Raw genomic sequence first — 26,801 nt, 5'->3', positions numbered from 1 at the left:
TTTCGATTAATCTTCTGGCGGATACCCGTGGATTTGCTCAAAAACTTCATCAAAATTTGACCGCAAATAAGAGTTAAGCTTTTTCTTGTAATCGCCCTTAAGCCATTCAACAAAATTAAAAGTGCTTTTACTTATGCATTTGGTGTATCTGCCAATTCTAAAATCGATATCGTCTCCCAGCATTTTGGCTAAAGCCAATGCATCGTAAACATCTTCGCTGTTTTCTATACATATTTTGGCATGCTGCTCGATGGAACGCTCTAAAACCACTTTTGAGGACTCGCCCGCTCTAACAGAATCGACATAGGTTTTTTGAATATCGAAATACACTTCTTTCGATTTTGAAAATTCTGCGCGCAATTCATCGGGCATTTCATATCTGAAATTGCTTTCCAATTCCTCGTCACTCAATAAAGCATCGAGATAATAATACGGCGATCTAAATATTTTTTGCCAATCCAAATCGTCGCCCCAAGCGCCAAAACGGTGGAAGTTATTTCCTAAATCAATAACATCAAAAGTCTTTTTATCCTTTAAAACACGCGAGCCACGACCAATCATTTGGTAATACAGCGTTAAGGATTTTGTGGCTCGGTTTAAAATAATGCTTTCAACGGTGGGTTCATCAAAGCCGGTTGTTAAAATACTTACCGAAGTTAAAATCGCATCGGGTGTTTTTTTAAACCATTTTAAAATTAAGGCACGCTCTTTTTTGGTATTGGTATTATCTAAATGTGCTATCGGGTAACCGGCTCGTCTAAAGGTGTCGTAAACGTGCAACGAGGTGTTGATACCGTTATTGAAAATTAATGTTTTTTTACCTTTGGAGCGTTCTTCGTAAGCCTGAATCAATTTGGTAAGCATGTCGTTATCTGTATATAAATCTTCTGAAGATTTTACAGTATAATCGCCATTGGCACCAACCACCAACGAGGTTAAACCCACATTGTACGAGTACATATTGGCACGTGCCAAAAAGCCATTTTCTATTAAGGATTCTATACTTTCGCCAACAATCAATTCATCGTAATTATCGGTCATTGGTAATTCTATACTCGAACTTAAAGGTGTTGCCGTTACACCCAAAATAAACGACTGGCTAAAAAACTTGAACAATTTTGTAAACGAGTTGTAATGCGCCTCATCAATAATCACCAATCCAATGTCCGATATATCCAGTTTATCGTCATTCAATCTGTTATTTAAGGTTTCAACCATCGCCACAAAACAGCTGTATTCTGCTTGGTCGCTTAAATCCGCCTTACTATCAATTACCTTATTATGTACCGCAAATTCCGTTAGCATTTTCGAGGTTTGCTTGCACAGCTCGATACGGTGCGTCATAACAAGCACCTTTTTTTTGTGGTGTTTTAAATACTGCCTTACTATTTCAGAAAAAATTACCGTTTTACCACCACCAGTTGGGAGCTGATACAGCAAATGGTAGTCGTCTGGAGATTCTTCAAACGCAGTAAAAATTTTATCAATGGCCCCCTTTTGATAACTATAAAGGTCTTTACCAGCTTTTCTTTCTTCTAATTCTACAGTGGATACTTTCGACATATATTTGATTTTCAGACGTGCAAAAATAACACCTTTAAAGGGTTTTTGTTGCATGATTCCCGGTAAAATTAAAAATGATTTTTTTTAACCATCTTAAAAACCTGTATCTTGTTGAAAATGGCATTGTTATAAATATTTTTCAGCTTTTTTTTAAGTTAATGTGTAACAAAATCTGGTAATGCCCAACTAACAACGTATTATAACAGATCGTTAATAAACGAATCTTTTAATCTTAAACCATTTATATGAAAACAACAGTTTTAAAATTCAGCGGCGCTCTATTCTTATTTTTAGGAATGGTAACACAGGTAAACGCTCAAGACATTGTAGGTGCTTGGGAAGGAAAATTAGCTGTACAAGGCACCGAAATCCCATTAGTATTTAACGTAGCCATGGAAGGCGACGCATACACTTCAACCATGGATAGCCCATCGCAAGGCGCCACGGGCATCCCTATGGATGTAACCACTTTTGCCAATGATACGTTAACAATCAAATTTAATCAGGCTGGTATAAAATATGTTGGTACTTTTGCAGACAATACATTAACAGGAACATTTTATCAAGGACCAAACGAAATGCCATTAACACTTAACAAAACCGTTAAAACATTGCCGGGTAATACGGCTTTACCAACTTCGGATGCCGATTTGGAAAAATTAGCCAATTGGGATCCCACGAATTACAAATATTCGGTTGAGGATTATTTTGCAAGACCCAAAGCGAGGTCGTTTAGTTTTTCACCAAACGGCACCTATTTGTCTTACCGCGAAAAAGATGAAAACAAAAAAAACCATGTTTACGTAAAACATCTTGAAACCGAAGAGGTTACTCGGGTTATTGAAGAAAAAGAAGAACTTATTAGAGGTTTTGGTTGGGCAAACGATTCGAGATTAATTTATGTTATGGACAAAGGCGGTAACGAAGATTACCACTTATTTGCCGTAGATGTAGATGAAAAAAACCAAAAAGAACTCACGCCTTTTGATGGTGTAAAAGTGAACATTCTTAATGGTTTAAAGGAAGATAAAGATCATATGATTATTTCTATGAATCAAAACAATCCTCAAATATTCGAACCTTATAAAATAAACATTGTAACGGGCGAGCTTAAGCAACTTTATAAAAACGAAGACGCTGCCAACCCCATTAATGGTTACGAGTTCGATAAAGATGGTAATTTACGTGGCTTTTCAAAACTTCGCGATGGTGTAAACATCGATTTGTACTACGCTACCGATGGCGATAACTACGAAGTTAAAAAACAATTAAGCTGGAAAGATACCTTTTCAATAATAAGCTTCAACTATGCGTCTGACAATCCGCATGAAGCCTATGTAATCTCAAATTTAGATAGCGATAAAACCCAAATCTATTTATACGATTTGAAAGAAGATAAGGTGATTAAAAAATTATTTTCGAATGATAAATACGATGTATCCAGTTTAGGATTATCAAGACATAGAGGTTACGAATTGGATTATTTCTCTTATGAAGGCGAAAAAAGAAACATCGTTCCGGTAAGTGATTATTTTAAAAAATTACATCAAAGAATCACCACTAAATTCCCGGGATATAATTATTCTATTCCTGATGTAACGGATGACGAAAGCAAGTATTTAATCTTTATACAAAGCGATAAATTATACGGCACCTATTACTCTTACGATCCTAAAAAAGACGAATTTAAATTGCTTTATAATTTAATGCCAAATCTTATTGAAAACGATATGGCAGAAATGCGTCCCATTACGTTTAAAAGTAGAGACGGTAAAACCATTCATGGGTATATCACCTTGCCACAAGCGGCTTTAAACGGAGAGAAAGTGCCTGTAATTGTAAATCCACACGGTGGTCCACAAGGGATTAGGGATTCTTGGGGTTTTAATCCAGAAGCGCAACTTTTTGCAAGTCGCGGTTATGCTACGCTACAAGTAAACTTTAGAATTTCCGGTGGCTACGGACGAGAATTTTTAGAATCCGGTTTTAAACAAATCGGTAGAAAAGCCATGGACGATGTTGAAGATGGTTTGCAATATGTTATCGACAAAGGTTGGGTTGATAAAGATAATGCCGCTATTTACGGTGGTAGCCACGGCGGTTATGCTGTTTTACGTGGCCTAACCAAAACCCCAGATTTATACGCCTGTGGTGTTGATTATGTTGGGGTATCAAACTTATTTACCTTTATGGAAAGTATGCCGGCTTATTGGAAACCTTACCTAAAAATCATCAAAGAGATTTGGTATGATTTAGATGTTCCGGAGGAAAAAGCCATTATGGATGAAGTATCCCCTGTTTTTCATATTGATAAAATAAAGAAACCTCTTTTTGTGGTTCAAGGAGCAAACGACCCTAGGGTTAATATCGATGAATCCGATCAAATTGTTGAAGCTTTACGCGCCAAAGGTGTTGATGTGCCTTATATGGTAAAGTATGATGAAGGCCACGGATTTGCAAAAGAAGAAAACTCAATCGCCCTTTACAAAGCGATGATGGGCTTTTATGCAAAACATTTAAAACAGGATGTTAAGCAGCCTTTAAAAGATTAAATTATTCATTTAATTATATTTATAAAGACCTCTTAAAAATTTAAGAGGTCTTTTTGTTTTTACACGGTATTAAAATTGAATAAGAATCCGCTATTACTGAAAACTAATTCCTATTTTTATACGCCTTTATTAAATTGAAAACATGCAGACAAACGACAAAACCAAAACAGCATCATACCAAGCCGATACACAACGATACGACACCATGACATACAATAGAACCGGAAAAAGCGGTGTACTGCTTCCTGCTATTTCATTGGGGTTGTGGCATAATTTTGGCTTTGTTGACGATATTAAAAATGGAAAGGAAATTTTAAGAACAGCTTTCGATTTAGGGATAACGCATTTGGATTTCGCAAACAATTATGGGCCTCCTCCGGGTTCTGCCGAAGAAAACTTTGGAACTATATTTAAACAAGATTTTAAACCTTATAGAGATGAGTTGTTTATAGCCACAAAGGCAGGCTATAATATGTGGCCTGGACCTTATGGGGATTTTGGTTCCAGAAAATATTTAATATCCAGTTTAGACCAAAGTTTAAAACGAATGGGCTTAGATCATGTTGATATTTTTTATCATCACAGACCAGACCCGGATACACCTCTAGAGGAATCCATGGGTGCTTTGGCAGATATTGTTCGTCAAGGAAAAGCGCTATACGTTGGTATTTCGAATTATGGTCCAGAAGACACTCAAAAGGCTGCCAAAATACTAAAGGATTTGAATGTGCCTTTTATTTTGCATCAAGCCAGATATTCTATGTTCGATCGTTGGGTTGAAGATGGACTTTTAGATACTTTAGAAAACAATGGCGTGGGCTGTATTGCGTTCTCACCTTTAGCCCAAGGAATGCTTACCGACAAATATTTAAAGGGGATTCCTAAAAATTCCAGAGCAGGAAACGATTCGATTTTTTTGAACGCAGAAACGGTTCAATCTAATATTGAAAAAATACAAGGCCTAAATACTGTGGCACAAGAACGCGGACAAAAACTATCGCAAATGGCCATTGCTTGGATTTTAAGACAGAAACAAGTAACATCTGTATTAGTGGGCGCTAGTTCTTCTAACCAATTGAAAGAAAATGTAAAAGCTTTAGATTGTTTGGATTTTTCTGAAGATGAATTGAAATTGATTGATGAGATTGTTTCTTAAATCATTCTTTAACCACAATAATAGTTGCTTTTACTCCCGTAGAAAGATTCCATTGATTTCCCGCAATAATATTACCCTTATCATCAATAACATGGAATTCGGCTGTATTGGGCATGGAGTAACCTTCATTTAAAGCGAGAAAATCTATTTTATTAAAACCTTCTTTTAAGTCCAATCTAAACCCTTTGGTAGCATTTGTTAAAAGTACGCGGTATTCTAAAATTTCATCATTTACCAATACGCGAATATAATCGCCATCTTGTAAACCAAAATCCCGATAAATCACCCTAACAAATTTTGATTTGGTTTTAAAATCCCCAAAATACTGGTCGGTTGTACTGCCTTTGGCCCCCAAACCCATTTCTGTTTTCAGGTCTTTTGATTTTTTATTGAATCTGTCTTCATACAACTCACCTGGGTTTCCAAATTTTTCACCAAACATGGAAAATTCCTTTTTAGGAAAACTTAAAGACGTATTGCTTTTGGGGACAGACATCCCATTTATCGCATTATTTTCAATAGGTTTTGAAGGTAACAACGACTTAGCATCGGCAGAATCTTTTTTACTTTCAACGGCAGGAATAGATGTAGATTTATTTTTACTATCTATTTGAGCGTTTGCGGTTAAAGCAAAAAAACATAATATTAAAAAATAAAAATAGGTTTTCATTATTTAAAAAATATAACAAATTGTTGTTCAACACTACAATTATTATCGGTATGTATTTTATGGGCTTTCAAAGCTATTATTTTTATCTGTAATTCTACTTATTACCAATGTAATTTAGCATTTATTTAAGCAAAAACCATTCCTAAACATAGCAATACGTCTAAAAATCCCTAACAGACTTAGCTACTACCCTACTTAAATAGTTAAAATATGTTAATTTATTAGTATGTTATGCATAGTACTGTAACAAAACTTAATTCTTGTCGTCTACTTAGTATAAATCAATTAAAAAACAAAAATCATGAGAACTTTAAACAACAATCAATTAAGCGGCACTTTAAACCGCACAAAGAGCAACCAATGGAATACTAAAAGACGCTTTAGATAATAAGCCACCTAGTATCATTAAACAACCGTTCGGGTATTTAAACAACTAATCAACACTATTTTAAAAATATTTGAACGGTAAAACATTCATTAATCAAATTAAAATCAAAAAATCATGAGAACTCTAAACAACAATCAATTAAGCGGCACTTTAAACCGCACAAAGAGCAACCAATGGAACACCAAAAGACGTTACAGATAGTGTAACGTCTTTAATTAAAATTCATCATCATCAATCAATATTTAAATAATCATGCGAACAGCTATCAAAATATCAAAACATTTGGGGTCAATCACTAAAGAAAATTTATTGACCAGCAGACGTGTTTTAAGTTTCACCAACTCAAATGGTGTTATCTGGAAAGGCACTAAGCGGTATGCGCACTAAACGCCATCTCTGAAAAGTGGTATTGTTTTTGTGAACTTTAGTTGGATTCCCGTATTCTCGGGAATGACAATTTTCAACGGAAACCACGAGGCACAAGCTCGAGGAATTCTTTTTCAATTAACAATAAATCCACAAACATGAGACACTCTAAATTAATTCCCGAAGTCAATGCAGGGTCTATGGCAGACATTGCATTTTTATTACTTATTTTCTTTTTAGTTACCGCAACCATTCCAAAAGATCATGGCATTAATAGAATGTTGCCAAAATACAGTGAAATACCCACCAATATTCCGATTAACGAACGCAACATTTTGCGCATTATGATTAATAACAACAATGAAATCATGCTGGATAATGAGGTGATTGCATTAAAGGATTTAAAAGAAGCCACAAAAAAGTTTATCGATAACAACGGCGATGAAAGCTGTAATTATTGCAACGGGGCAAAATCTGAAAACGCATCAGACAACCCCAAAAAGGCCGTCGTTTCTTTACAAACAGGCAAGCAAACCAGCTATGAACACTTTATTGCGGTACAAGACGAATTAACCAAAGCGTATTACGAATTACGACAAACATACAGCCAAAACATACTTAAAAAGGATGTAGCCGATTTATCGAAAACAGATATGAAAAAAGTTAAAGATGCCTATCCGTTTATTTTATCGGAAGCCATTACAAAATAAGAGCTACTCTGTTTTTTTAGGAACGCCGTAAGTAATAGAAATCTTTTTTTTGCCCCAGTTTCTTGCGGCTTTCACATCAACACCCATATAAATATCAATACGGTTTATCCAGCGCTTATTCATTTTATCCTTAACCAAATACACACCTTCAAACCCTTTAATTTTCACAGGTGTATTGTGTTTCAACCCCATTTTTAAAAGATCTCTCGACACCGCAATATATTTTAACCCTGGTTTTAGGCTATCGCCAAACGCCGTTATTTTCGGATTGGAGTTGGTTTGGTACGCCAACGAATTATAAGCGGTTGCCGTAACTTGCATGGTTTTCCAATCATAAATTTCCTTAACCTTTACTTCTTTTTCACAGCTAAACAGCAATGCACAAAACACAATAGGAATAAAAATTCTATATAACATAATATCGAATATTTTATTAAATATACTGATTATAAGCTATTTATAAAAGTGTATTAGTTTTTGTACTTTCACTTTTTAAAAACTGATGACAAAAAAATGAAAATCACTAATTTATTATTCTGCGCATTATTTATGCTTATGGCCTGTAAAAACAACTCCAAAAAAACCGACGACACGCTCACTTTAATGGAGCGCGCCAAAGCGATACACGAGCGTGTTATCACTTTAGATACCCATTGTGATATTAATGTGAAGAATTTTACAGACTCCATTAACTACACCCAAAATTTAGAATCGCAAGTCAATTTGCCCAAAATGAAAGCAGGCGGATTGGATGTGGCTTGGTTTATTGTTTACACGGGTCAAGATTCCTTAACCGACGAAGGTTATAAAAAAGCCTATGAAAATGCCATGTCTAAATTTAATGCGATTCATAAATTAGTTGATGATATTGCACCAAATGATATTGCCTTGGCAACAACTTCCGATGATGTGCGACGCATCCACAAATCGGGCAAAAAAGTGGCTATGATTGGTATTGAAAACGGCTACCCTGTTGGATTGGACATTAAAAATGTTGAAAAATTTTACAACCTCGGTGCGCGTTACATGTCGTTATCGCATAACGGTCATAGCCAATTGTGCGATAGCAATACAGGTGAAGAAGATGGTGTTTGGTTGCACAACGGATTGAGCGATTTGGGGAAGGAAGTGATTAAGGAAATGAACCGTTTGGGAATGATGATTGATGTGTCGCACCCATCAAAAAAAGCCATGCAAGATATGATTGAACTTACCAAAGCGCCCATAATAGCATCGCATTCATCGGCCAGGGCCTTATGCAATCACAGCCGAAATTTGGATGACGAACAATTGGAATGGATGAAGGCAAACGGTGGTGTTGTACAAACCGTGGCGTTTAAGGCGTATTTGAATACCGAAAAAAATGAAGCACGACAAGCCGCATTAAACAAATTAAGGCATCAAGTGGCAGATTCATTAGGCCTTAAATGGTATGGCCGATGGGAATTTAGAAGCCTTGACAAAGAAACCCAAGAGGCATTAAAAGCTAATCCGGATTGGAATGCCATTCCGGAAATTGTAAATGAAAAAGTATCAAAAACAAAAGATTTTCCTAAAGATGTAAGTATGGAAGATTTTGTAAACCATATTGATTATTTGGTAAAAAAGATAGGTATAAAGCACGTAGGCATCAGCAGCGATTTTGATGGCGGCGGTGGTATTGAAGGCTGGAGCGATGCTTCAGAAACCTTTAATGTAACTTTGGAATTGGTAAAACGTGGCTATACCGAAGATGAAATCGAAATGCTTTGGAGCGGTAATTTACTGCGTGTTTTAGATGAAGTTGAAGCTGTTGCGAAAACGCTTAATACTAAATGAATTTGATTTATCTTTTCTTTTTTTCAGATGAAATATAAAATATAAGCATAGTTGTGCTTCATTATGACCAACCAATAACCAATGATAAAAATCAAAATCCCTCATGTTTTTATATTTCTTTTTTGGATTATAATTATTTGCTCTTTACTATCTTACGTAATACCTAGTGGAAGTTTCGAACGAACAACTAAAGACTATGGTAGTATAACGCAAACTGTTGTTGTACCAAATAGTTATAAAGAAATTCCCAAGAACTATACATTAAAAGCGGCACTAATTGGTGAAAACATTGAAGGTAAATCCTCGCCAGTTTCTGTCCTAGGTGTTTTTAGTGCCATACCAAAAGGCTTAGGAGACTCAGCCATACTTGTGTTTTATGTTTTCATTATCGGAGCGCTTTTCTCATTAATTCAGCAAACAGGCACCATAAATGCATTTCTCTTTGCATTGATTGCTAGGTTTAAAAACAGACCTAAGCTGCTTCTTTTTTTAGTTTACATGACAATCTTTTCGGGTGCATCATTTATGGGAATAGCAGCAGAAACCATTGCTTTAGTTCCTGTTTTTCTGGTTTTATCCAAGCGTTTAGGTTACGATCGCCTATTTGGTTTTGCTTTGTTAAGCGTGCCAATTTATTTGGGCTGGAGTTGTGGTGTAACAAATCCATTTAATGTGCAAATTGCCCAAATTATTGCGGAGCTTCCTATTGGATCTGGTATAGGATTTAGACTAATACTGTTTGTAGTTTATGCAGTAATTGGTTTTTATTTCATTTCTCGATATGGAGATAAAATAAAGAAAAAACCTTCACTTAGTTTGATGAAAAATGACCAATTTAACCTGGATGAATTTGGATCGTTTAAGGAAGAAAAATTTGAAAGGAAACATATTTATATTCTTCTCTTTTTTACTGTGTCGTATGCAGCTATTCTTATTGCTGTGCAAACTATTGGATGGGGACTTGTTGAAATGAGTGCCTGTTTTATTGGGATATTAATTGTAGTGTCAAAAGTTGCAGGCATGTCGGGTGATGAGTCTATGGCAGCATTCACAAAGGGCTTGCAGATTATGATTGTTCCCGCATTGGTAGTTGGAGTAGCTCGTGGTATATCTGTTGTACTTCAAGAAGGGATGATTATTGATACTTTACTCTATAACGCTAGCGAAGTACTCTTGTCCATGCCAAAAATTGCTGCTGCTGAAGGCATGTTGTTTTTTCAATCAGGAATGAACTTTTTTATTCCATCTGCGTCTGGTCAAGCCTTAGTATCTATGCCCTTGATGACACCAATGTCAGATATATTAGGCATATCAAGACAAACAGCCGTACTCGCGTATTTATTAGGTGACGGACTTTCAAATCTTATTATTCCAACAAACGGCGTGTTAATGGCTATGCTGGGATTAGCCAAGGTTTCTTATGAAAAATGGTTCAAGCTAATTTTGCCTTTATTCATAATTAGTATGATTTTCGCATTAGCATTTATAGCCATAGCAATTGTTATCGGTTATTAAAAGTTAGAGGGTTTCTAATATATATTTTACAACAACCTAATACAAAGAATTACTAACCTCAAATAAGTCTATAAACTTCATATTTATTTATAAACTTAAGAAATACATTGCAATTCTATTTTATGTTGAAACCTTCCCGCCAAAAGAAATGTATAAAGGAATAAGAAACCAATTAGATTGATTGTTTTGAGGTTGATTTATAACTAATCCCCCTTTTTAAACCCATAAAAAAGTTGCTTAAAAAAGCTTTTGGGCATCCTTTCATCATCTGAATAACCCAATTCGATGGTGCCACTTTTTTCAGGCACATAATTGGTTTTAAAAATATAATCCCACAAACTTAGGCTAATCCCAAAGTTAACACCGTAATTCCGGCCTTTGGGCAAACTGTACGCATGATGGTACAAATGCATCACCGGATTGTTAAAAACATACTTTAATGGGCCGTAAGTCAGCTTTATATTGGAGTGGTTTAAGTGACCAATGGTAATGGCAACAAAATGAACAATAAAGGCTTGCTCGGGCTCGAAACCACCTAAAAGCATCACAACCAAAACCTTTAAGGGTTTATAAAAAATATTTTCCATCCAATGGTAACGCAAATGTGCCGCAAAACCCATTTCCTTTACAGAGTGGTGCACCTTATGGAACTTCCACAACACATTATAACGATGCAATAAAACATGTGTAAACCATTGCACAAAATCTTGGAACACAAAGAAAATCAAGAGTTGACTCCACATGGGAATGGCTGCTATATCAACAACCGCCAAAGATTTCACGGTAATATTAAACTCTAAAAACAAGACCTCCAAACACTTGTAAACACCACTGATAACTATCGCAAAAATGAAGAAATTAAAAAACATATAAAAGGCATCGAGCCAAAAATCCTTTCTAAAAATAGATTGGTTTTTTCGCCATGGAAATACAATTTCCAAGCCCCAAACAACAAGCGAAATAACGATTAAACCCCAAAAATAATTGGTGTACCAAGGCACGTTAAAGGTAATGGAATCCCATGTCCAATTTAAGGTATTGAAAAATGCTGTTATGAAAGCTTCAACGTAATTCATAAATTTTATTTTACCACAAATACACTAATATTTACGTAATTATGAGCGTAATAAAATGCAGCGTGATAATCTTTTAATTTTTAGTTTCAATTTTTATATAAGTTATCAATAAACAGATTGCCACATCATCCAAAAAAATGATTCGCAATGACGAATAATAATTTTTTATGGAACTTTTTATTTCAACCCATTTCACCACACATCAAATTTAATACGCCAAAAGATCTTTTAAAGCAGCTTCAAACTTACCTTTAGCGAGGTATTGGTCTTCTAATTGACTGGCAAAAGGAATAGGTGTTTCCATACTTGCCACGCGTTTTACGGGGGCATCCAAATACTCAAAACAATGTTCCATAATAAGTGCGGAAATATCGCTTGCCATACCACCAAACAAGGAATCTTCTTGCAAAACAATGGCTCTACTTGTTTTTTTAACAGAAGCGTAAATTGTTTCGGTGTCTAAGGGCTGAAGGGTTCTTAAATCTATTAAATCAGCGTGGATGGATGGATTGGCATCTAAAGTTTCCAACGCCCAATGCACCGCAGCGCCATAAGCAATAATGGTAACATCTTTACCTTCTTTTAAAACTGAAGCTTTTCCAAAAGGCAAGGTGTAATAATCTACCGGAACCTCTTGACGGATGCTTCTGTACAAACCTTTATGCTCGAAAAACAACACCGGATTTGGATCGTTTATGGCGGTTGCCAACAAACCTTTGGCATCATACGGAAATGCGGGGTATACCACTTTTAAACCAGGGGTTTTGGTAAACCATGCTTCGTTTGTTTGCGAATGAAACGGTCCTGCCGCAACACCACCGCCACAAGGCATGCGTATTACCACATCGGCATTTTGATTCCAACGGTAATACGATTTTGCCAAATAATTAACCACAGGATTGAACCCAGAAGTCACAAAATCTGCAAATTGCATTTCCACCACACTTTTAATTCCGGCAATAGAAAGCCCCATGGCAGCTTCAACAATGGCCGATTCGCAGATTGGTGTATTGCGTACTCTGTCTTTTCCGAAGGCTTCAACAAAACCCTCGGTAATTTTAAAAACGCCACCATATTCGGCAATATCCTGTCCCATAATTACCAAATCGTCATGTTGTTGCATGCTTTGTTTCAACCCATCCGAAATGGCATCTATCAAACGAACTTCTTTGGTGTTATTGTTTGGAGTAAATTCCTCATATTCAAAATCTTGATACACATCATTTAACTCATTGGTTTCATCTGGAATAATATCAATTTCATTAAAAGCGATATCTAAATTCTCATTAATTTCTTTTAATATACCTTCTTTTATTGACACTTCTTCAACTTCATTTAACAATCCTTCTCCTTTTAAAAATGATTGGAAATTAACCACCGGATCTTTTTTAGCCCAAGCATCCATAAGGTCCTGCGGTACATATTTTGTGCCACTCGCCTCTTCGTGACCGCGCATTCTAAAGGTTTTAAATTCAATTAAAACGGGTCTGGGTGTTTTTCTAATACTTTCGGCAATGTCCCTAACTTTGGTGTAAACTTCAATAATATTATTGCCATCAATAATATGCGATTCCATGCCGTAACCCGCAGCTCTATCAGCGATATCTTTACAATTATACTGCTCTCTGGTAGGTGTCGATAAGCCGTAGCCATTGTTTTCAACACAAAACAATACCGGAAGATTCCAAACCGAAGCCACATTTAGCGCCTCATGGAAATCACCTTCGCTGGTACCGCCTTCACCTGTAAAAACAGCTGTAACTTCACTTTTGTTTTTCAAATTACTGGCTAACGCAATACCGTCGGCAACACCCAATTGCGGGCCTAAATGCGAAATCATCCCAACAATTTTATACGCTTGGGTTCCGAAGTGAAACGAGCGGTCTCGCCCTTTTGTAAACCCCGATGCCTTGCCTTGCCACTGCGCAAATAATCGGTGCAAAGGGATGTCTCTAGCAGTAAATACGCCAAGGTTTCTGTGCATGGGCAAAATGTACTCGTTTTTGTGCATGGCCATGGTTACACCAACCGAAATCGCTTCCTGCCCAATACCCGAAAACCACTTGCTTACTTTACCTTGACGGAGCAGGATAAGCATTTTTTCTTCAATCATTCTGGGTTTGAGCATGTTGGTATAGAGTTGAATTAACTCTTTTTTATCGAGGTCTTTAATATGGTAATCCATGTTAAATAAAGACTTGGTTTCACTCATAAAACTGATGTTTCAAATTTTATCAAATATAGCATAAATTGAATATACCAACAGAAAAGTTACCTTAAATTATAGCTGAAAAAATTTACAATGTTTTTGTACATTTGTAATACATACAATAAAAAATTATTCTTATGAATATCATACCAAGTGTTAATTTAAATGACTTTATTTCTGAAGACCCTGTTAGAAAACAAAATTTTGTAGATGCTATTGGAAAAGCTTACGAAGAGATTGGGTTTGTAGCATTAAAAGGGCATTTTTTAGATGATAAACTAGTCGACGATTTATACGCTGAAGTAAAACGTTTTTTTAGTTTGCCAACGGAAACGAAACAGAAATACGAAATACCTGGGATTGGAGGACAACGTGGTTATGTATCGTTTGGAAAAGAAAGCGCAAAAGGCAAAAAAGAAGGCGATTTAAAGGAGTTTTGGCACTTTGGACAATACGTTGAGGACAACCCAAAATTAAAAGCGGAATACCCTGAAAATGTAACCGTTGAGGAATTGCCAAACTTTAATACCGTTGGAAAAGAGGCGTATAACATGCTTGAAAAAACCGCTAAATACGTGTTGCGTGCTTTGGCCTTGCACTTAGATTTAGAGGAAACTTATTTTGATAACTACATCCACAACGGAAACTCTATTTTAAGACCCATACATTATCCACCAATTACCGAAGAGCCCAAAGAAGCAGTTCGTGCAGCGGCGCACGGCGATATCAATTTAATAACGCTTTTAATGGGTGCGCAAGGTCGTGGATTGCAAGTGCAAAACCATAAAGGCGAATGGATTGATGCCATCGCAGAACCCGATGAACTCATGATTAATGTGGGCGATATGCTTTCGAGACACACCAATAATAAATTGAAATCCACGATACATCGCGTTATTAATCCACCTAAGGAACTTTGGGGCACTTCCCGCTACTCCATTCCGTTTTTCATGCATCCTATTAGTGAAATGAAACTGAATGTTTTAGAAGGCTGTATTGATGACGAAAACCCTAAGGCTTTTGATGATATTACGGCTGGAGAGTTTTTAAATGAACGTTTAATTGAACTTGGACTGATAAAAAAGTAAAAAAAGCCCATCCTAACCTTCCCAAAGGGAAGGAATAAATTATAAAGAAAATAGAATAATTATCTAACAAATAAAACAAAAAACTCAAATACCCAATTTGAGTTTCTCCCCTGTGGGGAGATTAAGAGGGGCTAATATGGATTTACAAGATCAATTAAAAAATTTATTTCCAGAACATGTTTCTGAAGATAGCCCAAACGAATCCGAAGAAACTAACGATTTGTGGATGCAAGACGATCCTATTATTTGCAAATACGAAAAACGAAAAGGCAAACCCATAACCATTTTAGAAGGCTACACTGGAGCTACCGAAGATTTTAAAGCACTTGCAAAAGACATAAAAAAAGCACTAAGTGTTGGCGGTAGTTTTAAGGACGATAAAATCATCATTCAAGGCGATTACCGGGATAAAATCATGCAAATGCTAAAAGACAAAGGCTTTAATGTAAAACGTGTTGGAGGATAATTTATGGCTAATCAACCCTTGCATATTACAAATGGAGATAGTTTAACAAACTATTTAAACGAACTTGATATTGTTGGCGACAAACTTACATGGCAAGAAATGCTATGTGAAGGCCCAACGGAAACTACTGTGGATAGCGCCCATTTTTTTAATTTAAGATCTACCTTTTTAAAAGACTTTTACGACATAGATTTAGATGTGTCTGAGTTAAAAGCAGAATTGAATAAACTAGAGGATACAACAAAGTATTCAGAAATTATTCTTTGGTTTGAATACGATTTATTTTGCCACATCAACATGTTGGCGGTTATTAATCTGCTTCAGCAAAAAAAGATAAACAACCCTATTTATCTCGTTAGCAGTGGCCGAATTAGTGGAGAAAAGAACCTGAAGGGTTTAGCTGAACTTTCTACAGAACAGCTTTTAAAACACTATAAAGCCAAAGTAGAATTAAAACCCGAAGACCTTCAATTAGCTACTACCCTTTGGGGCATATATTGTGGCAAAGACCATAATTTATTTAAACCCTATATTGTAAAAAGCTCCACCTTTAAATATTTAAGCAATTGCTTAAAGGCACATTTAAAACGATTTCCAGACCATAAAAGTGGGTTAAATATCTTAGAGCAAAACATATTGAGTATTGTAAAGGATAACCAAATAAAATCGAAACACCATTTGTTGGGTTACGCCCTTAATTATCAAGGGTATTACGGGTATGGCGACCTTCAATTGGACAGACTAATAGATAAATTAAATATCTTTTTCACCGTTGAAAATGATCATATCGTACTCAATCGCAAAGGGCATGAAGCGCTTTTAGGCACTCATAATTTTTCAGCTGAATTAAATAATGAAATGGTTTTTGGTGGTGTGAATAAATTCGATTTTCAATTCAACAAAACGCTGAATAAATTAGTAAAAACAATTGTAAATGAGCATTAAAAACTCCGAACTCATTTTAAATCCAGATGGCAGTATTTATCATCTTAATTTAAAACCCGAAAATATTTCAAATACCGTCATATTTGTTGGCGACCAAGATCGTGTTGAAAAAGTTTCCAAGCATTTTGACCATATTGAATTTAAAACCCAAAAACGAGAATTTAAAACCCATACCGGAACTTATAAAGGCAAACGTATAACGGTGATTTCTACGGGCATTGGGCCCGATAACATCGATATAGTTTTAAACGAATTGGATGCGCTGGTTAATATCGATTTAAAAACCAGAAAACCAAAAGAAAAACTAACCAGTCTGGATATTATTAGGGTTGGTACATCGGGCTCGCTGCAAAGCAACATTCCCGTAGATTCGTTTGTTTTAAGCTCTCATGGGCTGGATTTAAACGGAATGCTTCACGCCTATCAGATTCAACCGATTTGCGATTCGGAAATAGAAGACGCTTTTATACAACAAACCAATTGGTCCCCTTTAAATGCTCGCCCCATTGTAGTGAAAAATAGCGAGGTATTGGAAAAACGCTTTACAAGTGAAAAAACATATTCTGGTGTAACGGCCACTGCAGGCGGATTTTATGGCCCTCAAGGGCGTGTTTTGCGTTTGCCTTTACAAGATGCCAGTTTGAACAAAAAAATGGATGCGTTTAATTTTGAAGGTATTTGCATTACAAATTTAGAGATGGAAACATCGGCGATTTACGGATTATCTAAATTATTGGGCCATCGTGCCCTATCATTAAACGCAATAATTGCCAATAGAGCCAACGGAACGTTTAGCGAAAACCCTAGAAAAGTGGTAGAAGACCTGATTATTTACACCTTAGAAAGAATATAAAAAGATTGACATTAATGAAGCAAATAAACATTGGCGGTGTCCCCGAGCATTTTAATTTAGCGTGGTATTTAACCTTAAAAGAAGGGGAATACAAAAACGAAAACATTAATCTGCGCTGGCACGATTATTACGGTGGCACAGGCGAAATGTGCAAAGCGCTACGGGATAAAAAAATCGATATTGCTGTTATTCTTACCGAAGGCATTGTAACGGATATTATAAACGGAAATCCGAGTAAAATTGTACAAACCTTTGTGCAAACGCCTTTAATTTGGGGGGTTCATGTGGCACACAATTCACCTTACAAATCGGTTGAAGATTTAAAAGGAACCAAAGCCGCGATTAGCAGATACGGTTCGGGCTCGCATTTAATGGCATACATCAACGCGAAAAACAATAATTGGGATTTGGAAGAGGATTTGAATTTTGAGGAAATAAAAAATCTCGACGGTGCGGTTGAAGGATTAACCAATGGAAAAGCCGATTATTTTTTATGGGAAAAATTTACAACAAAACCCATTGTAGACCAAGGTACGTTTAGGCGCATTGGCAATTGCCCATCGCCCTGGCCTTGTTTTGTAATAGCGGTTCACGAAGATTTTATCGCATCAGATACCGAAACACTTAAAACCATTTTACGTATAATTAATAATACCACTGCGGAATTTAAAGACATCCCAAGTATTGATAAAACCATTGCAAATCGTTACGAGCAAAAGCTTGAAGATGTGCAAAAATGGTTAAGTTTAACCGAGTGGTCGCAAAAACTTATCGATAAAAAAACACTACAGCATGTTCAAAACCAATTATTTGCCCTCAATATTATTCCTAAAATTGTCGATTATAATCAGCTTACGCACAACGTGCAATAAACTTCTATTTCTTAAACAATTGTTAATCCTGCCATAAAAACTGTCTTAATGGCTATTTTTACATCTTTAAAACTAAAAAAATGAAAAAACTATTTATTTTATGCTGCGCTTTTGTTGTAGCAGTGTCTTGTAAAGAAGAACCCAAAGATTATGTTACCCTATCAGGTAAAATTACAGATAAAAACAGCGACTCTTTAGTTGTTAGAACCCGAGGCTATTCAAAAACCATTCAAGTTAATGAAGATGGTACTTTTAAGGATACTTTAAAAGTTGAAACCGGTGTTTATTTTCTTTATGATGGAAGTGAATCTACAGCGGCATTCTTAAAAAACGGATTCGATTTAAACGTAGCCGTTGATACCAAAGCATTTGATGAATCAGTAAAATATTCAGGTGAAGGTGCAGAACACAGTAATTTTTTAGCTGAAAAATCATTACTTCAGGAAAAATTATTGAACATGGACGAGTTATCTAAATTGGACATGGCTGGTTTAGAATCGGAATTGGATAATATAAAAAATGAGTTGTCTGCATTTTACGATGTCAATTCACATGTTGACACCTCAGTAATAAACAAAGGCAAAAATGAGATTGAACCCATGTTGAACTTTTACAAGCGATACTTAGGAGAATCTATTGCCCTAAAAGAAGAGCTGCCAAAAGGAACACCTTCTCCAGTGTTTGAAAACTTTGAAAATATTGATGGCTCTACCACGTCGCTTTCCGATTTAAAAGGGAAATATGTGTATGTTGATGTTTGGGCTACTTGGTGCGGACCGTGTAAAGCTGAAATTCCATCTTTAAAAGCCTTGGAAAAAGAATACCACGGAAAAGACATTCAGTTTGTTAGTTTATCGATTGATGACGATAGAAGTCACGGCGGTTCTTGGGATAAAGCCAGAGAAAACTGGAAAGCCATGGTTACCGATAAAGAATTAGGAGGCATCCAATTATTTGCACCTAAAGGATGGCAAACTCAATTTGTTCAAGATTATAAAATTAAAGGTATTCCAAGATTTTTATTGATTGATCCTAACGGAAATGTAGTAACTCCTGATGCGCCTAGACCATCAAGTTCATCTATTAAAGAACTATTTACCGAATTGAATATTTAATTCTCAATATAATATTTTACAAAAAAGCCGCAAATCGCGGCTTTTTTTATGGGTGTATAAATTACTTTTTATCTTCTTTTTTATCCTCTTCCTGCTCTTGTGGCGGCTGTTCGGGTTGTTTAAACAAATCTATAAAAGCTTCACCTAAATAATTTATCACATGGCTCGCAATTAAACTTTGATAGCCAAAATCCTCAACAGCGATGTCGGCGGATTTTCCATGTAAATACACCCCAAAAACAGCAGCGACCAACGGATTGTAACCTTGAGATATTAAACCCGTTATAATACCCGTTAACACATCGCCACTTCCCGCAGTAGCCAACCCTGGGTTTCCTGTGGTGTTTACATATAATTTATCTTGGAATACGGTTATGGTATTTGCGCCTTTAATAACGACTATAGTGCTGTGTTTTATTGAAAAAGCTTTTACTTTTTTTAGTTTATCAAAATCGTCTTTCCACTTGCCAATCAAGCGCTCCAATTCTTTAGGATGTGGCGTTAAAACCGTGGCTTCGGGCAATAATTGTAATAAGGCTTTCTTTTTTGATAATATGTTTATCCCATCGGCATCAATAACCAATGGTATTTTATTGGTTTTTAAAAATGCCTCAAGAGTACTTACGGTTTTAGGGTTGGTACCAACGCCCACGCCAAAACCAATAACAGTGGGTTCTACTTTTTTAAAATCGATGTTAGTAATAAGTTCTTCGTTTTCATCGGTAATTACCATAGCTTCAGGAAACGATGTTTGTAAAACCCCATACCCACATTTTGGGATGTAAGCACTTATCAAACCCGCTCCGGCCGATAGTGCGGCTTTACTTGCCAAGGTTACCGCACCAATTTTCCCGTAACTTCCACCAATAATAAGCGCATGCCCAAACTGCCCTTTATGCGAAAACTTTTCCCTAGGAATGTACATGGGCAAAACCTCATGTTTTCCAATTAAATCGACTTCCGTTTCGGTGGTGTATAAAAATTCTTGGTCCAGGTCTATATCCAACACTTCCCATTGCACGGTATATTTTGCGGTTTCAGGCAAAAAGAACACTAATTTTGGCGATGCAAAACTCAAGGTGTAACCCGCCCAAACCACTGCATCGGGGTCTGTTGGCACTTTATCGGTGCTTAATCCTGAAGGTACGTCAATAGACAGCGTAAACGCTTTTGTGCTCCTAAAATGCATAAATAACGCTTTTAACCAACTATCTACGGGTCGGTTAAGCCCAATTCCAAATACGGCATCAACAATGATATCGTCATGGTGAATTTCAGGAAAATCTTCGGTGCAACTCAATAGGGTTGGCCATTTTTTAGTTACATTTTTTATGCGGTCGTAATTAACCAAAAAATCCTTTGAACGCTTATCGCTACAATTAACCACATAGGTTTTAACATTGTAACCGTGTGTAACCAAATGGCGGGAAATCACCAAACCATCGCCCCCATTATTACCAATGCCACAAAATACGTGAATAGGCACTTGGGCACCTTGCATACGCATGTGCATCCAATTAAAAATTTGGGTGCCTGCACGTTCCATCAATTCGGTAGATGTGATGTTTTGGCGTTCGGCAGTTAGCTTGTCACCTTCATAAATTTGTTCTTTTGAAAATACTTTCATGTGTTTTTATCTATATGTTTTGTATCGTCCGCTTGAAGCACACCAATAAAATATTCCTATTTGAATATAAATCGCTAATTGCGAATGTTCCTTTTATCAATTATCAATTCTTCAATTCATAATAAATTTTAGCATTATTCTTTCATAAAAATAGAGACTTCATAAGAATACTATAAAAAAGTTCGATTTGTTTTTTTATTAAGTTAAAAATAATAATTTTGAATTGTATTATATATGATTATAATGATTCTTTTAAACCAAAATATGATCCAAGCACTTCCTTTTTCTACAAAAGGCACAGCTTCTATTTTTGGTACTACCATTACCCCTTGGGGTTGTTAACTATATTCTCTTTAGGCTATCTTTGTAATTTTTACAATTACATTTTCTTAATCAATTTACTAAAAATACTAATTCATTAAAAATGAAGGTTTTAAAATTTGGAGGAACATCTGTAGGTTCTTCAAAAAACATAAATAGCGTTATACAAATTCTAGATAATTATTCGAAAAACGGTGCTGTAATAGTTGTGGTTTCAGCAGTTGGCGGTATTACCGATAAGCTTTTACAAGCCGGTAACCAAGCAAAAAATAAAGACAGCGGTTTCATAAATACGTTCGGCAACATCAAGGATATTCATTTTGAAATTATAAACGAACTCAATCCAGATAACAATCACTCTATTTTAACCGCTGTTGAAAGCAGGCTAAACGAACTTAAAAGTTTATTGGACGGCATTTATTTGATTAATGAATTGTCGCCAAAAACATCCGATAAGCTTGTTGGCTTTGGTGAGGCTTTATCGTCTTTCATCATTGCTGAAACCATGAAAAACAGGGGGTTATCAGCAGAACGAAAAAATTCAAAAGACTTGATAATTACCAATTCAAATTTCACGAAAGCCGAAGTGAACTTTGGAATAACCAATAAAAACATTAAAGATTATTTTAAATCGGCAAGCCAGCAAATTACCGTACTTCCGGGTTTTGTGGCACAATCAACTTTAGGCGAACAAACCACACTCGGTCGTGGTGGCTCCGATTACACAGCGGCCATTGTTGCAGCAGCTTTAAAGGTAGAACAATTGGAAATTTGGACCGATGTTAGCGGCATGTTTACCTCCAATCCTAAATTAGTAAAACAAGCCTACCCGATTGAGAAAATCTCGTATCAAGAAGCTATGGAATTATCGCATTTTGGCGCCAAGGTTTTATATCCACCAACGGTACAACCGGTTTTGGATTTAAACATTCCCATCCACATAAAAAACACACTAAAACCAGAAGCGGCGGGTACGGTTATTTCCAATGACGAATCCCATGCGGCATTGCCCGTTAAAGGTATTAGCAACATCAGCAATATTGCCTTGTTAACACTTCAAGGCAGCGGCATGATTGGTATTCCCGGGTTTTCAAAACGTTTGTTTGAAACTCTTGCACAGGAAAAAATAAATATAGTTTTAATTACACAGGCATCGTCGGAACATTCTATTTGTTTAGGACTCGATGAAAACGAAAGCGAAGCAGCAAAAACCGCCATCGATTTAGTGTTTGAAAATGAAATTGCGCTCCATAAAATTGACCCGATTATTGTAGAAACCGGATTATCAATTATTGCATTGGTTGGCGATAACATGAAAAACCACCAAGGTATTAGTGGTAAAATGTTTAGCACTTTAGGAAAAAACAATATCAACATTCGTGCGATTGCACAAGGTGCTTCAGAAAAAAACATCTCTGCGGTTATTGATAAAAAAGACGTGAAAAAAGCGTTAAACACATTGCACGAGCAGTTTTTCGAAACCCAAACCAAACAGTTAAATGTATTTATAACGGGCGTTGGTAATGTTGGCGAGCGCTTGGTGGAACAGATTAAACAACAAAAAAAGTACTTAAAGGAAAACTTAAAAATCAACTTGCGCATTATTGGGTTATCCAATTCCAGAACCATGATTTTTGATGAAGATGGCATTGATTTAAAAAATTGGAAAGCGCTATTAACAACTGGAGAAAAAGCGACTTTAGAAGGCTTTTTTGAAAATACAAAAGCATTGAATTTACGCAATAGCATTTTTGTAGATGTTACTGCAAATAAAAACGTGGCCAATTTGTACGCCAAATATTTGCGCGAAAGTATTGGTGTGGTGGCTTGTAATAAAATTGCTTGTTCCAGCGATTACGAAAATTACCGTTTGTTAAAACGTTTATCGCTTAAATACAACGCCCCTTATTTGTTTGAAACCAATGTTGGTGCCGGTTTACCTATTATTGATACGTTGAACAATTTAATAGCTTCAGGTGATAAAATCACATCCATTCAAGCGGTTTTATCGGGCAGTTTAAACTTCGTTCTTAACAACTTTAATGATAATACCAAGTTTCATGACGTGGTTAAGCAAGCACAGGCTGAAGGCTATACCGAACCGGATCCAAGAATTGATTTAAGCGGTGTGGATGTGGCCCGAAAAATTTTAATTTTGGCCAGGGAAAGTGGTGTAGAAATGAATTTGGAAGACATTGAAAATACTCCATTCTTATCGGAATCAGGGTTAAAAAGCGTTACGGTTGATGATTTTTATCAAACGTTAATTGATGACGAAGCGCATTATCAAAACTTATATGCTTCCGCGAAAGCGAACCAATGCCAATTAAAATACGTGGCACAGTTTAACAACGGAAAAGCAAGCGTTGGCTTACAGGAAATTCCTGAAGGGCACCCCTTTTACAATTTAGAGGGCAGCGATAATATTGTGATGTTTTACACCCAGCGTTATCCAGAGCAGCCCATGATTATTAAAGGTGCAGGTGCTGGAGCCGATGTAACGGCTTCGGGTATTTTCTCTGATATTATTAGAATTGGAAATAATTAAAAAGGACAAAAGAATAAAGAGAAGAGAAAATAGATTTGTCTCATTTCTCTTTTCTTAATTCTATAAAAATATGAACGAAATAAAAATATTTTCGCCTGCAACAGTTGCCAATGTCGCTTGTGGTTTTGATGTGTTGGGCTTTTGCTTAGACACGATTGGCGATGAAATGACGATTAGAAAAGTTGACAAAAAAGGCATTTTTATAACCAAGGTTGAAGGTTTTAATTTACCCACGGAAACCGAGTTAAACGTAGCTGGGGTTTCGGCATTGGCCATGTACGAGGCGGTAAATCCAGATTGTGGTTTCGAAATTGAAATCCGTAAAAACATAAAACCCGGAAGTGGTATTGGCAGTAGTGCCGCCAGTGCGGTGGGCAGTGTTTTTGGAATGAACGAACTTTTGGGCAAACCTTTTAATAAAACGGAGCTCACGGCATTTGCCATAAAAGGCGAAGCATTGGCGAGCCAATGTGAACACGCCGATAATTTGGCACCAGCTATTTTTGGGGGATTTACCTTGGTAAAAAGCGTATCGCCACTTGAGGTTTTACAAATTCCTGTGCCCAATAATTTGTATGCGACCATTATTCATCCGCAGATTGAAATAAAAACGTCCGAGGCCAGAGCCATTCTGCCAAAACAAGTTCCGCTTCAAGACGTCATAACGCAATGGAGTAACTTTGGGAGTTTAATTCACGCGCTGCACACCAACGATTACCCATTAATTAAAAGGTCGCTGCACGACGTTATTATAGAACCACACCGAAGTAAACTGATTCCGTATTTTGACGACGTAAAACAAGCCGCTTTAAAACATGGCGCCTTGGGCTCTGGGATTTCTGGTTCTGGACCTTCAATTTTTTCGTTGTCCGAAGGAATTGAAAAAGCTAAAAACGTAGAGGAAGCTATGATTAACGTGTACTCAAAAACGAATATAAAGTTTGATACTTATGTGTGCAAAATTAATACACAAGGCATAAAGATTATTGAATAGATTAAATTGAAATAGATGTCATTGCGAGGAGTTTTTACGACGTGGCAATCTTTTAAATTTAAGTAAATTATCAACAGATTGCCACAGCAAATAAAAATTTGCTTCGCAATGACGAATGGATTAGAATTACGAACAACTAATAACCAGATTTCCGTCAACGGTCTTCGGTCAATATAAAAGAAATGAACTACTACTCATTAAACAAACAAGCACCAAACACATCGTTTAAAGATGCGGTTATAAAAGGATTAGCGCCAGATAAAGGCTTGTATTTCCCGGAAAGCATAACGCCTTTACCACAATCATTTTTTGATGATATCGATAATTTATCGCACTCCGAAATAGCTTTCGAAGCCATTAAACAATTCGTTACGCCTGAAATTCCGGAAGCGGTTTTAAAAACCATCGTTGAAGAAACCTTAAGTTTTGATTTCCCTGTGGTTCAACTCAATGAAAACATTTCTACTTTAGAATTGTTCCATGGTCCAACCATGGCGTTTAAAGACGTTGGTGCGCGTTTTATGGCACGCTGTTTAGGTTATTTTAACAAAGACAACACGAACGAAGTAACCGTTTTGGTAGCCACATCGGGCGATACAGGTGGTGCTGTGGCCAATGGATTTTTAGGTGTAAAAGGCGTTAATGTCGTGATCCTTTACCCCAGCGGAAAAGTGAGCGATATACAGGAAAAGCAACTTACAACTTTGGGTCAAAATATAAAAGCTTTAGAGGTTAATGGCACTTTTGACGATTGCCAAGCCATGGTTAAAACCGCCTTTTTAGATGAGGCATTAACAAGCCAAATGCAACTTACCTCGGCCAATTCCATTAACGTTGCACGTTGGTTACCTCAACTCTTTTATTTTATGTTTGCCTATAAACAATTGCATAAAAAACATAAAAACATGGTGTTTTCCGTACCAAGCGGAAATTTTGGCAATGTCGGTGCGGGCATGATGGCACAACAATTGGGATTGCCCATTAAACATTTTATTGCTTCTAATAATGAAAACAATGTGGTGACCCGCTATTTACAATCGCAAAATTACCAACCTCAGGCATCGGTACAAACCATAAGCAATGCTATGGACGTAGGCGACCCGAGTAACTTTATCCGTATTCAGGAAATTTATAAAAACAACTTTGAAGCGTTAAAAGACAACCTGTCGTCGTATAGTTTTTCAGATGAGACCACCAAAGAAGCGATGTTGGAAATTTACGAACTATTCAATTACGTGGCAGACCCACACGGTGCCGTGGGCTATTTAGGATGCAAAGCGTATTTAAAAGAAAACCCAAACGCACATTGCGTATTTTTAGAAACGGCGCATCCCACCAAGTTTTTGGATGTGGTTGAAGAAGTTATAAAAGAAAAACAGCCGTTTCCAACCCAAATCGAGGCGGTTATGGATAAGGAAAAAGTAGCGACGAAGATTTCGGCTTATAATGATTTAAAAGACTTTTTATTAAAGTAGGTTTTGATTTTATCAAACTAGAGAAACATCGAAGACATACGGACAGAAACCAAAAATAATTTATGAAACTGCTAAAAAAAACATGCTTGATAACTTTAATAATATTAGCGATAGCAACTATTATCACTTTATTGCTTGGTGGTTTTATGCCATTGTTTTCAATTGCCTTTGGTTGGTTGTTTCTATATTATTTAGTTATTTACATAGTATTGATCTTACTTAGTAAAAATGAAAATAACATATTAAAATACGCGATGGTCACATTAATATGTATTCCGATTGTATGGGGGCTTTTTGCGCCCGAATATCTGTTTGATTTTTTGCTTCAGGGTGTAAAACTCGATTTTAAATAGCACTTCGGTAGTTTCAAACTTTTAAAAAAAGCATTATTGACTTTGTCAGAAAAAAAACGACACCTTCGTTTAACACCCGATAAAGCTCATTAAAACGGAGCTTTATTTTTGCATTAAACGA

General features: G+C 36.3%; 21 protein-coding genes. 15 read left to right on the top strand and 6 right to left on the bottom strand.

Features of this window, described 5'->3' with window-relative positions:
* Positions 1-6: 6 nt before the first annotated feature.
* A complete protein-coding gene (locus RNZ47_RS06990) occupies positions 7-1,563 on the bottom strand; it encodes a DEAD/DEAH box helicase (RefSeq protein ID WP_311938154.1) in 1,557 nt (518 codons plus the stop codon).
* Positions 1,564-1,808: 245 nt separating this feature from the next.
* On the opposite strand from RNZ47_RS06990, the gene RNZ47_RS06985 reads away from it, so the two are divergent.
* Together RNZ47_RS06985 and mgrA are read left to right on the top strand one after the other, a co-directional pair.
* Positions 1,809-4,115 (top strand): S9 family peptidase, encoded by a 2,307-nt coding sequence (locus RNZ47_RS06985; protein WP_311938152.1) that lies wholly within the window; start codon positions 1,809-1,811, stop codon positions 4,113-4,115.
* Positions 4,116-4,257: 142 nt separating this feature from the next.
* Positions 4,258-5,271, top strand: coding sequence for an L-glyceraldehyde 3-phosphate reductase (mgrA, locus tag RNZ47_RS06980; RefSeq protein WP_311938149.1), 1,014 nt, complete (start codon positions 4,258-4,260; stop codon positions 5,269-5,271).
* Between the two features lies 1 nt (position 5,272).
* Here mgrA and RNZ47_RS06975 read toward each other — a convergent pair whose 3' ends face one another.
* Positions 5,273-5,941, bottom strand: a complete 669-nt coding sequence (locus tag RNZ47_RS06975) for a hypothetical protein (protein ID WP_311938147.1) — start codon at positions 5,939-5,941, stop codon at positions 5,273-5,275.
* Positions 5,942-6,581: 640 nt separating this feature from the next.
* On the opposite strand from RNZ47_RS06975, the gene RNZ47_RS06970 reads away from it, so the two are divergent.
* Positions 6,582-6,716: a hypothetical protein gene (locus tag RNZ47_RS06970; RefSeq protein ID WP_311938145.1), complete on the top strand. Its 135-nt coding sequence runs from the start codon at positions 6,582-6,584 to the stop codon at positions 6,714-6,716.
* A gap of 137 nt (positions 6,717-6,853) precedes the next feature.
* Positions 6,854-7,405: an ExbD/TolR family protein gene (locus RNZ47_RS06965; RefSeq protein ID WP_311938144.1), complete on the top strand. Its 552-nt coding sequence runs from the start codon at positions 6,854-6,856 to the stop codon at positions 7,403-7,405.
* A 3-nt stretch (positions 7,406-7,408) separates the two neighbouring features.
* On the opposite strand, the gene RNZ47_RS06960 is transcribed toward RNZ47_RS06965, so the two are convergent.
* Positions 7,409-7,822, bottom strand: a complete 414-nt coding sequence (locus RNZ47_RS06960) for a 3D domain-containing protein (protein WP_311938142.1) — start codon at positions 7,820-7,822, stop codon at positions 7,409-7,411.
* Between the two features lie 96 nt (positions 7,823-7,918).
* Here RNZ47_RS06960 and RNZ47_RS06955 point away from each other — a divergent pair, with 96 nt between their 5' ends.
* Together RNZ47_RS06955 and RNZ47_RS06950 are read left to right on the top strand one after the other, a co-directional pair.
* Complete coding sequence (locus RNZ47_RS06955) at positions 7,919-9,223, top strand: dipeptidase (RefSeq protein ID WP_311938140.1); 1,305 nt, start codon at positions 7,919-7,921, stop codon at positions 9,221-9,223.
* An 81-nt stretch (positions 9,224-9,304) separates the two neighbouring features.
* The gene (locus RNZ47_RS06950) at positions 9,305-10,738 is read left to right on the top strand and encodes a YfcC family protein (RefSeq protein WP_311938138.1); all 1,434 of its coding nucleotides are present in this window, start codon (positions 9,305-9,307) and stop codon (positions 10,736-10,738) included.
* A gap of 203 nt (positions 10,739-10,941) precedes the next feature.
* Here RNZ47_RS06950 and RNZ47_RS06945 read toward each other — a convergent pair whose 3' ends face one another.
* Entirely contained in the window at positions 10,942-11,814 is an 873-nt protein-coding gene (locus RNZ47_RS06945; RefSeq protein WP_311938136.1) for a sterol desaturase family protein, read from the bottom strand.
* A 208-nt stretch (positions 11,815-12,022) separates the two neighbouring features.
* Positions 12,023-14,026: an alpha-ketoacid dehydrogenase subunit alpha/beta gene (locus RNZ47_RS06940; RefSeq protein ID WP_376717816.1), complete on the bottom strand. Its 2,004-nt coding sequence runs from the start codon at positions 14,024-14,026 to the stop codon at positions 12,023-12,025.
* Positions 14,027-14,160: 134 nt separating this feature from the next.
* Between RNZ47_RS06940 and RNZ47_RS06935 the strand changes: the two genes are divergently transcribed.
* From RNZ47_RS06935 to RNZ47_RS06910, 6 genes are all read left to right on the top strand, one after another.
* Positions 14,161-15,111 carry an isopenicillin N synthase family dioxygenase gene (locus RNZ47_RS06935; RefSeq protein WP_311938134.1) on the top strand — a complete coding sequence of 317 codons (951 nt, stop codon included), beginning with the start codon at positions 14,161-14,163 and terminating at the stop codon, positions 15,109-15,111.
* 136 nt (positions 15,112-15,247) lie between these two features.
* Entirely contained in the window at positions 15,248-15,577 is a 330-nt protein-coding gene (locus RNZ47_RS06930) for a translation initiation factor (protein ID WP_311938132.1), read from the top strand.
* Positions 15,578-15,580: 3 nt separating this feature from the next.
* The gene (locus RNZ47_RS06925; RefSeq protein WP_311938130.1) at positions 15,581-16,522 is read left to right on the top strand and encodes a DUF1835 domain-containing protein; all 942 of its coding nucleotides are present in this window, start codon (positions 15,581-15,583) and stop codon (positions 16,520-16,522) included.
* Positions 16,512-17,375, top strand: coding sequence for a nucleoside phosphorylase (locus tag RNZ47_RS06920; RefSeq protein WP_311938129.1), 864 nt, complete (start codon positions 16,512-16,514; stop codon positions 17,373-17,375). Before RNZ47_RS06925 ends, RNZ47_RS06920 begins: the two co-directional genes overlap by 11 nt.
* A 14-nt stretch (positions 17,376-17,389) precedes the next feature.
* Entirely contained in the window at positions 17,390-18,247 is an 858-nt protein-coding gene (locus RNZ47_RS06915; RefSeq protein WP_311938127.1) for a substrate-binding domain-containing protein, read from the top strand.
* Positions 18,248-18,327: 80 nt separating this feature from the next.
* Positions 18,328-19,362, top strand: coding sequence for a TlpA family protein disulfide reductase (locus RNZ47_RS06910; protein ID WP_311938125.1), 1,035 nt, complete (start codon positions 18,328-18,330; stop codon positions 19,360-19,362).
* Positions 19,363-19,423: 61 nt separating this feature from the next.
* On the opposite strand, the gene RNZ47_RS06905 is transcribed toward RNZ47_RS06910, so the two are convergent.
* On the bottom strand, positions 19,424-20,989 hold the full coding sequence (locus tag RNZ47_RS06905; RefSeq protein WP_311938123.1) for an NAD(P)H-hydrate dehydratase: 1,566 nt from the start codon (positions 20,987-20,989) through the stop codon (positions 19,424-19,426).
* A 424-nt stretch (positions 20,990-21,413) separates the two neighbouring features.
* On the opposite strand from RNZ47_RS06905, the gene thrA reads away from it, so the two are divergent.
* The 3 genes from thrA to thrC all read left to right on the top strand — a co-directional run bounded on the left by thrA (position 21,414) and on the right by thrC (position 26,327).
* Positions 21,414-23,858 carry a bifunctional aspartate kinase/homoserine dehydrogenase I gene (thrA, locus tag RNZ47_RS06900; RefSeq protein ID WP_311938120.1) on the top strand — a complete coding sequence of 815 codons (2,445 nt, stop codon included), beginning with the start codon at positions 21,414-21,416 and terminating at the stop codon, positions 23,856-23,858.
* Between the two features lie 70 nt (positions 23,859-23,928).
* Positions 23,929-24,852 carry a homoserine kinase gene (locus RNZ47_RS06895; RefSeq protein WP_311938118.1) on the top strand — a complete coding sequence of 308 codons (924 nt, stop codon included), beginning with the start codon at positions 23,929-23,931 and terminating at the stop codon, positions 24,850-24,852.
* A 182-nt stretch (positions 24,853-25,034) separates the two neighbouring features.
* Positions 25,035-26,327 carry a threonine synthase gene (thrC, locus tag RNZ47_RS06890; protein WP_311938116.1) on the top strand — a complete coding sequence of 431 codons (1,293 nt, stop codon included), beginning with the start codon at positions 25,035-25,037 and terminating at the stop codon, positions 26,325-26,327.
* The last annotated feature ends 474 nt before the right edge of the window (positions 26,328-26,801 follow it).

This window comes from Hwangdonia seohaensis (genome assembly GCF_031932625.1).
Taxonomy (GTDB): domain Bacteria; phylum Bacteroidota; class Bacteroidia; order Flavobacteriales; family Flavobacteriaceae; genus Hwangdonia; species Hwangdonia seohaensis.
The sequence above is the reverse complement of the archived record's forward strand: the minus strand, read 5'-3'. Positions and strand labels throughout refer to the sequence as shown.

What these genes read in the sequence shown, in the direction of transcription:
- RNZ47_RS06965 (WP_311938144.1), top strand. Translation starts at nt 6,854, where the DNA reads ATGAGACACTCTAAATTAATTCCCGAAGTCAATGCAGGGTCTATGGCA.
- RNZ47_RS06925 (WP_311938130.1), top strand. Translation starts at nt 15,581, where the DNA reads ATGGCTAATCAACCCTTGCATATTACAAATGGAGATAGTTTAACAAAC.
- RNZ47_RS06930 (WP_311938132.1), top strand. Translation starts at nt 15,248, where the DNA reads ATGGATTTACAAGATCAATTAAAAAATTTATTTCCAGAACATGTTTCT.
- mgrA (WP_311938149.1), top strand. Translation starts at nt 4,258, where the DNA reads ATGCAGACAAACGACAAAACCAAAACAGCATCATACCAAGCCGATACA.
- RNZ47_RS06970 (WP_311938145.1), top strand. Translation starts at nt 6,582, where the DNA reads ATGCGAACAGCTATCAAAATATCAAAACATTTGGGGTCAATCACTAAA.
- thrC (WP_311938116.1), top strand. Translation starts at nt 25,035, where the DNA reads ATGAACTACTACTCATTAAACAAACAAGCACCAAACACATCGTTTAAA.
- RNZ47_RS06895 (WP_311938118.1), top strand. Translation starts at nt 23,929, where the DNA reads ATGAACGAAATAAAAATATTTTCGCCTGCAACAGTTGCCAATGTCGCT.
- RNZ47_RS06935 (WP_311938134.1), top strand. Translation starts at nt 14,161, where the DNA reads ATGAATATCATACCAAGTGTTAATTTAAATGACTTTATTTCTGAAGAC.
- RNZ47_RS06985 (WP_311938152.1), top strand. Translation starts at nt 1,809, where the DNA reads ATGAAAACAACAGTTTTAAAATTCAGCGGCGCTCTATTCTTATTTTTA.
- RNZ47_RS06905 (WP_311938123.1), bottom strand. Translation starts at nt 20,989, where the DNA reads ATGAAAGTATTTTCAAAAGAACAAATTTATGAAGGTGACAAGCTAACT.
- RNZ47_RS06940 (WP_376717816.1), bottom strand. Translation starts at nt 14,026, where the DNA reads ATGAGTGAAACCAAGTCTTTATTTAACATGGATTACCATATTAAAGAC.
- RNZ47_RS06955 (WP_311938140.1), top strand. Translation starts at nt 7,919, where the DNA reads ATGAAAATCACTAATTTATTATTCTGCGCATTATTTATGCTTATGGCC.
- thrA (WP_311938120.1), top strand. Translation starts at nt 21,414, where the DNA reads ATGAAGGTTTTAAAATTTGGAGGAACATCTGTAGGTTCTTCAAAAAAC.
- RNZ47_RS06920 (WP_311938129.1), top strand. Translation starts at nt 16,512, where the DNA reads ATGAGCATTAAAAACTCCGAACTCATTTTAAATCCAGATGGCAGTATT.
- RNZ47_RS06950 (WP_311938138.1), top strand. Translation starts at nt 9,305, where the DNA reads ATGATAAAAATCAAAATCCCTCATGTTTTTATATTTCTTTTTTGGATT.
- RNZ47_RS06990 (WP_311938154.1), bottom strand. Translation starts at nt 1,563, where the DNA reads ATGTCGAAAGTATCCACTGTAGAATTAGAAGAAAGAAAAGCTGGTAAA.
- RNZ47_RS06910 (WP_311938125.1), top strand. Translation starts at nt 18,328, where the DNA reads ATGAAAAAACTATTTATTTTATGCTGCGCTTTTGTTGTAGCAGTGTCT.
- RNZ47_RS06960 (WP_311938142.1), bottom strand. Translation starts at nt 7,822, where the DNA reads ATGTTATATAGAATTTTTATTCCTATTGTGTTTTGTGCATTGCTGTTT.
- RNZ47_RS06915 (WP_311938127.1), top strand. Translation starts at nt 17,390, where the DNA reads ATGAAGCAAATAAACATTGGCGGTGTCCCCGAGCATTTTAATTTAGCG.
- RNZ47_RS06945 (WP_311938136.1), bottom strand. Translation starts at nt 11,814, where the DNA reads ATGAATTACGTTGAAGCTTTCATAACAGCATTTTTCAATACCTTAAAT.
- RNZ47_RS06975 (WP_311938147.1), bottom strand. Translation starts at nt 5,941, where the DNA reads ATGAAAACCTATTTTTATTTTTTAATATTATGTTTTTTTGCTTTAACC.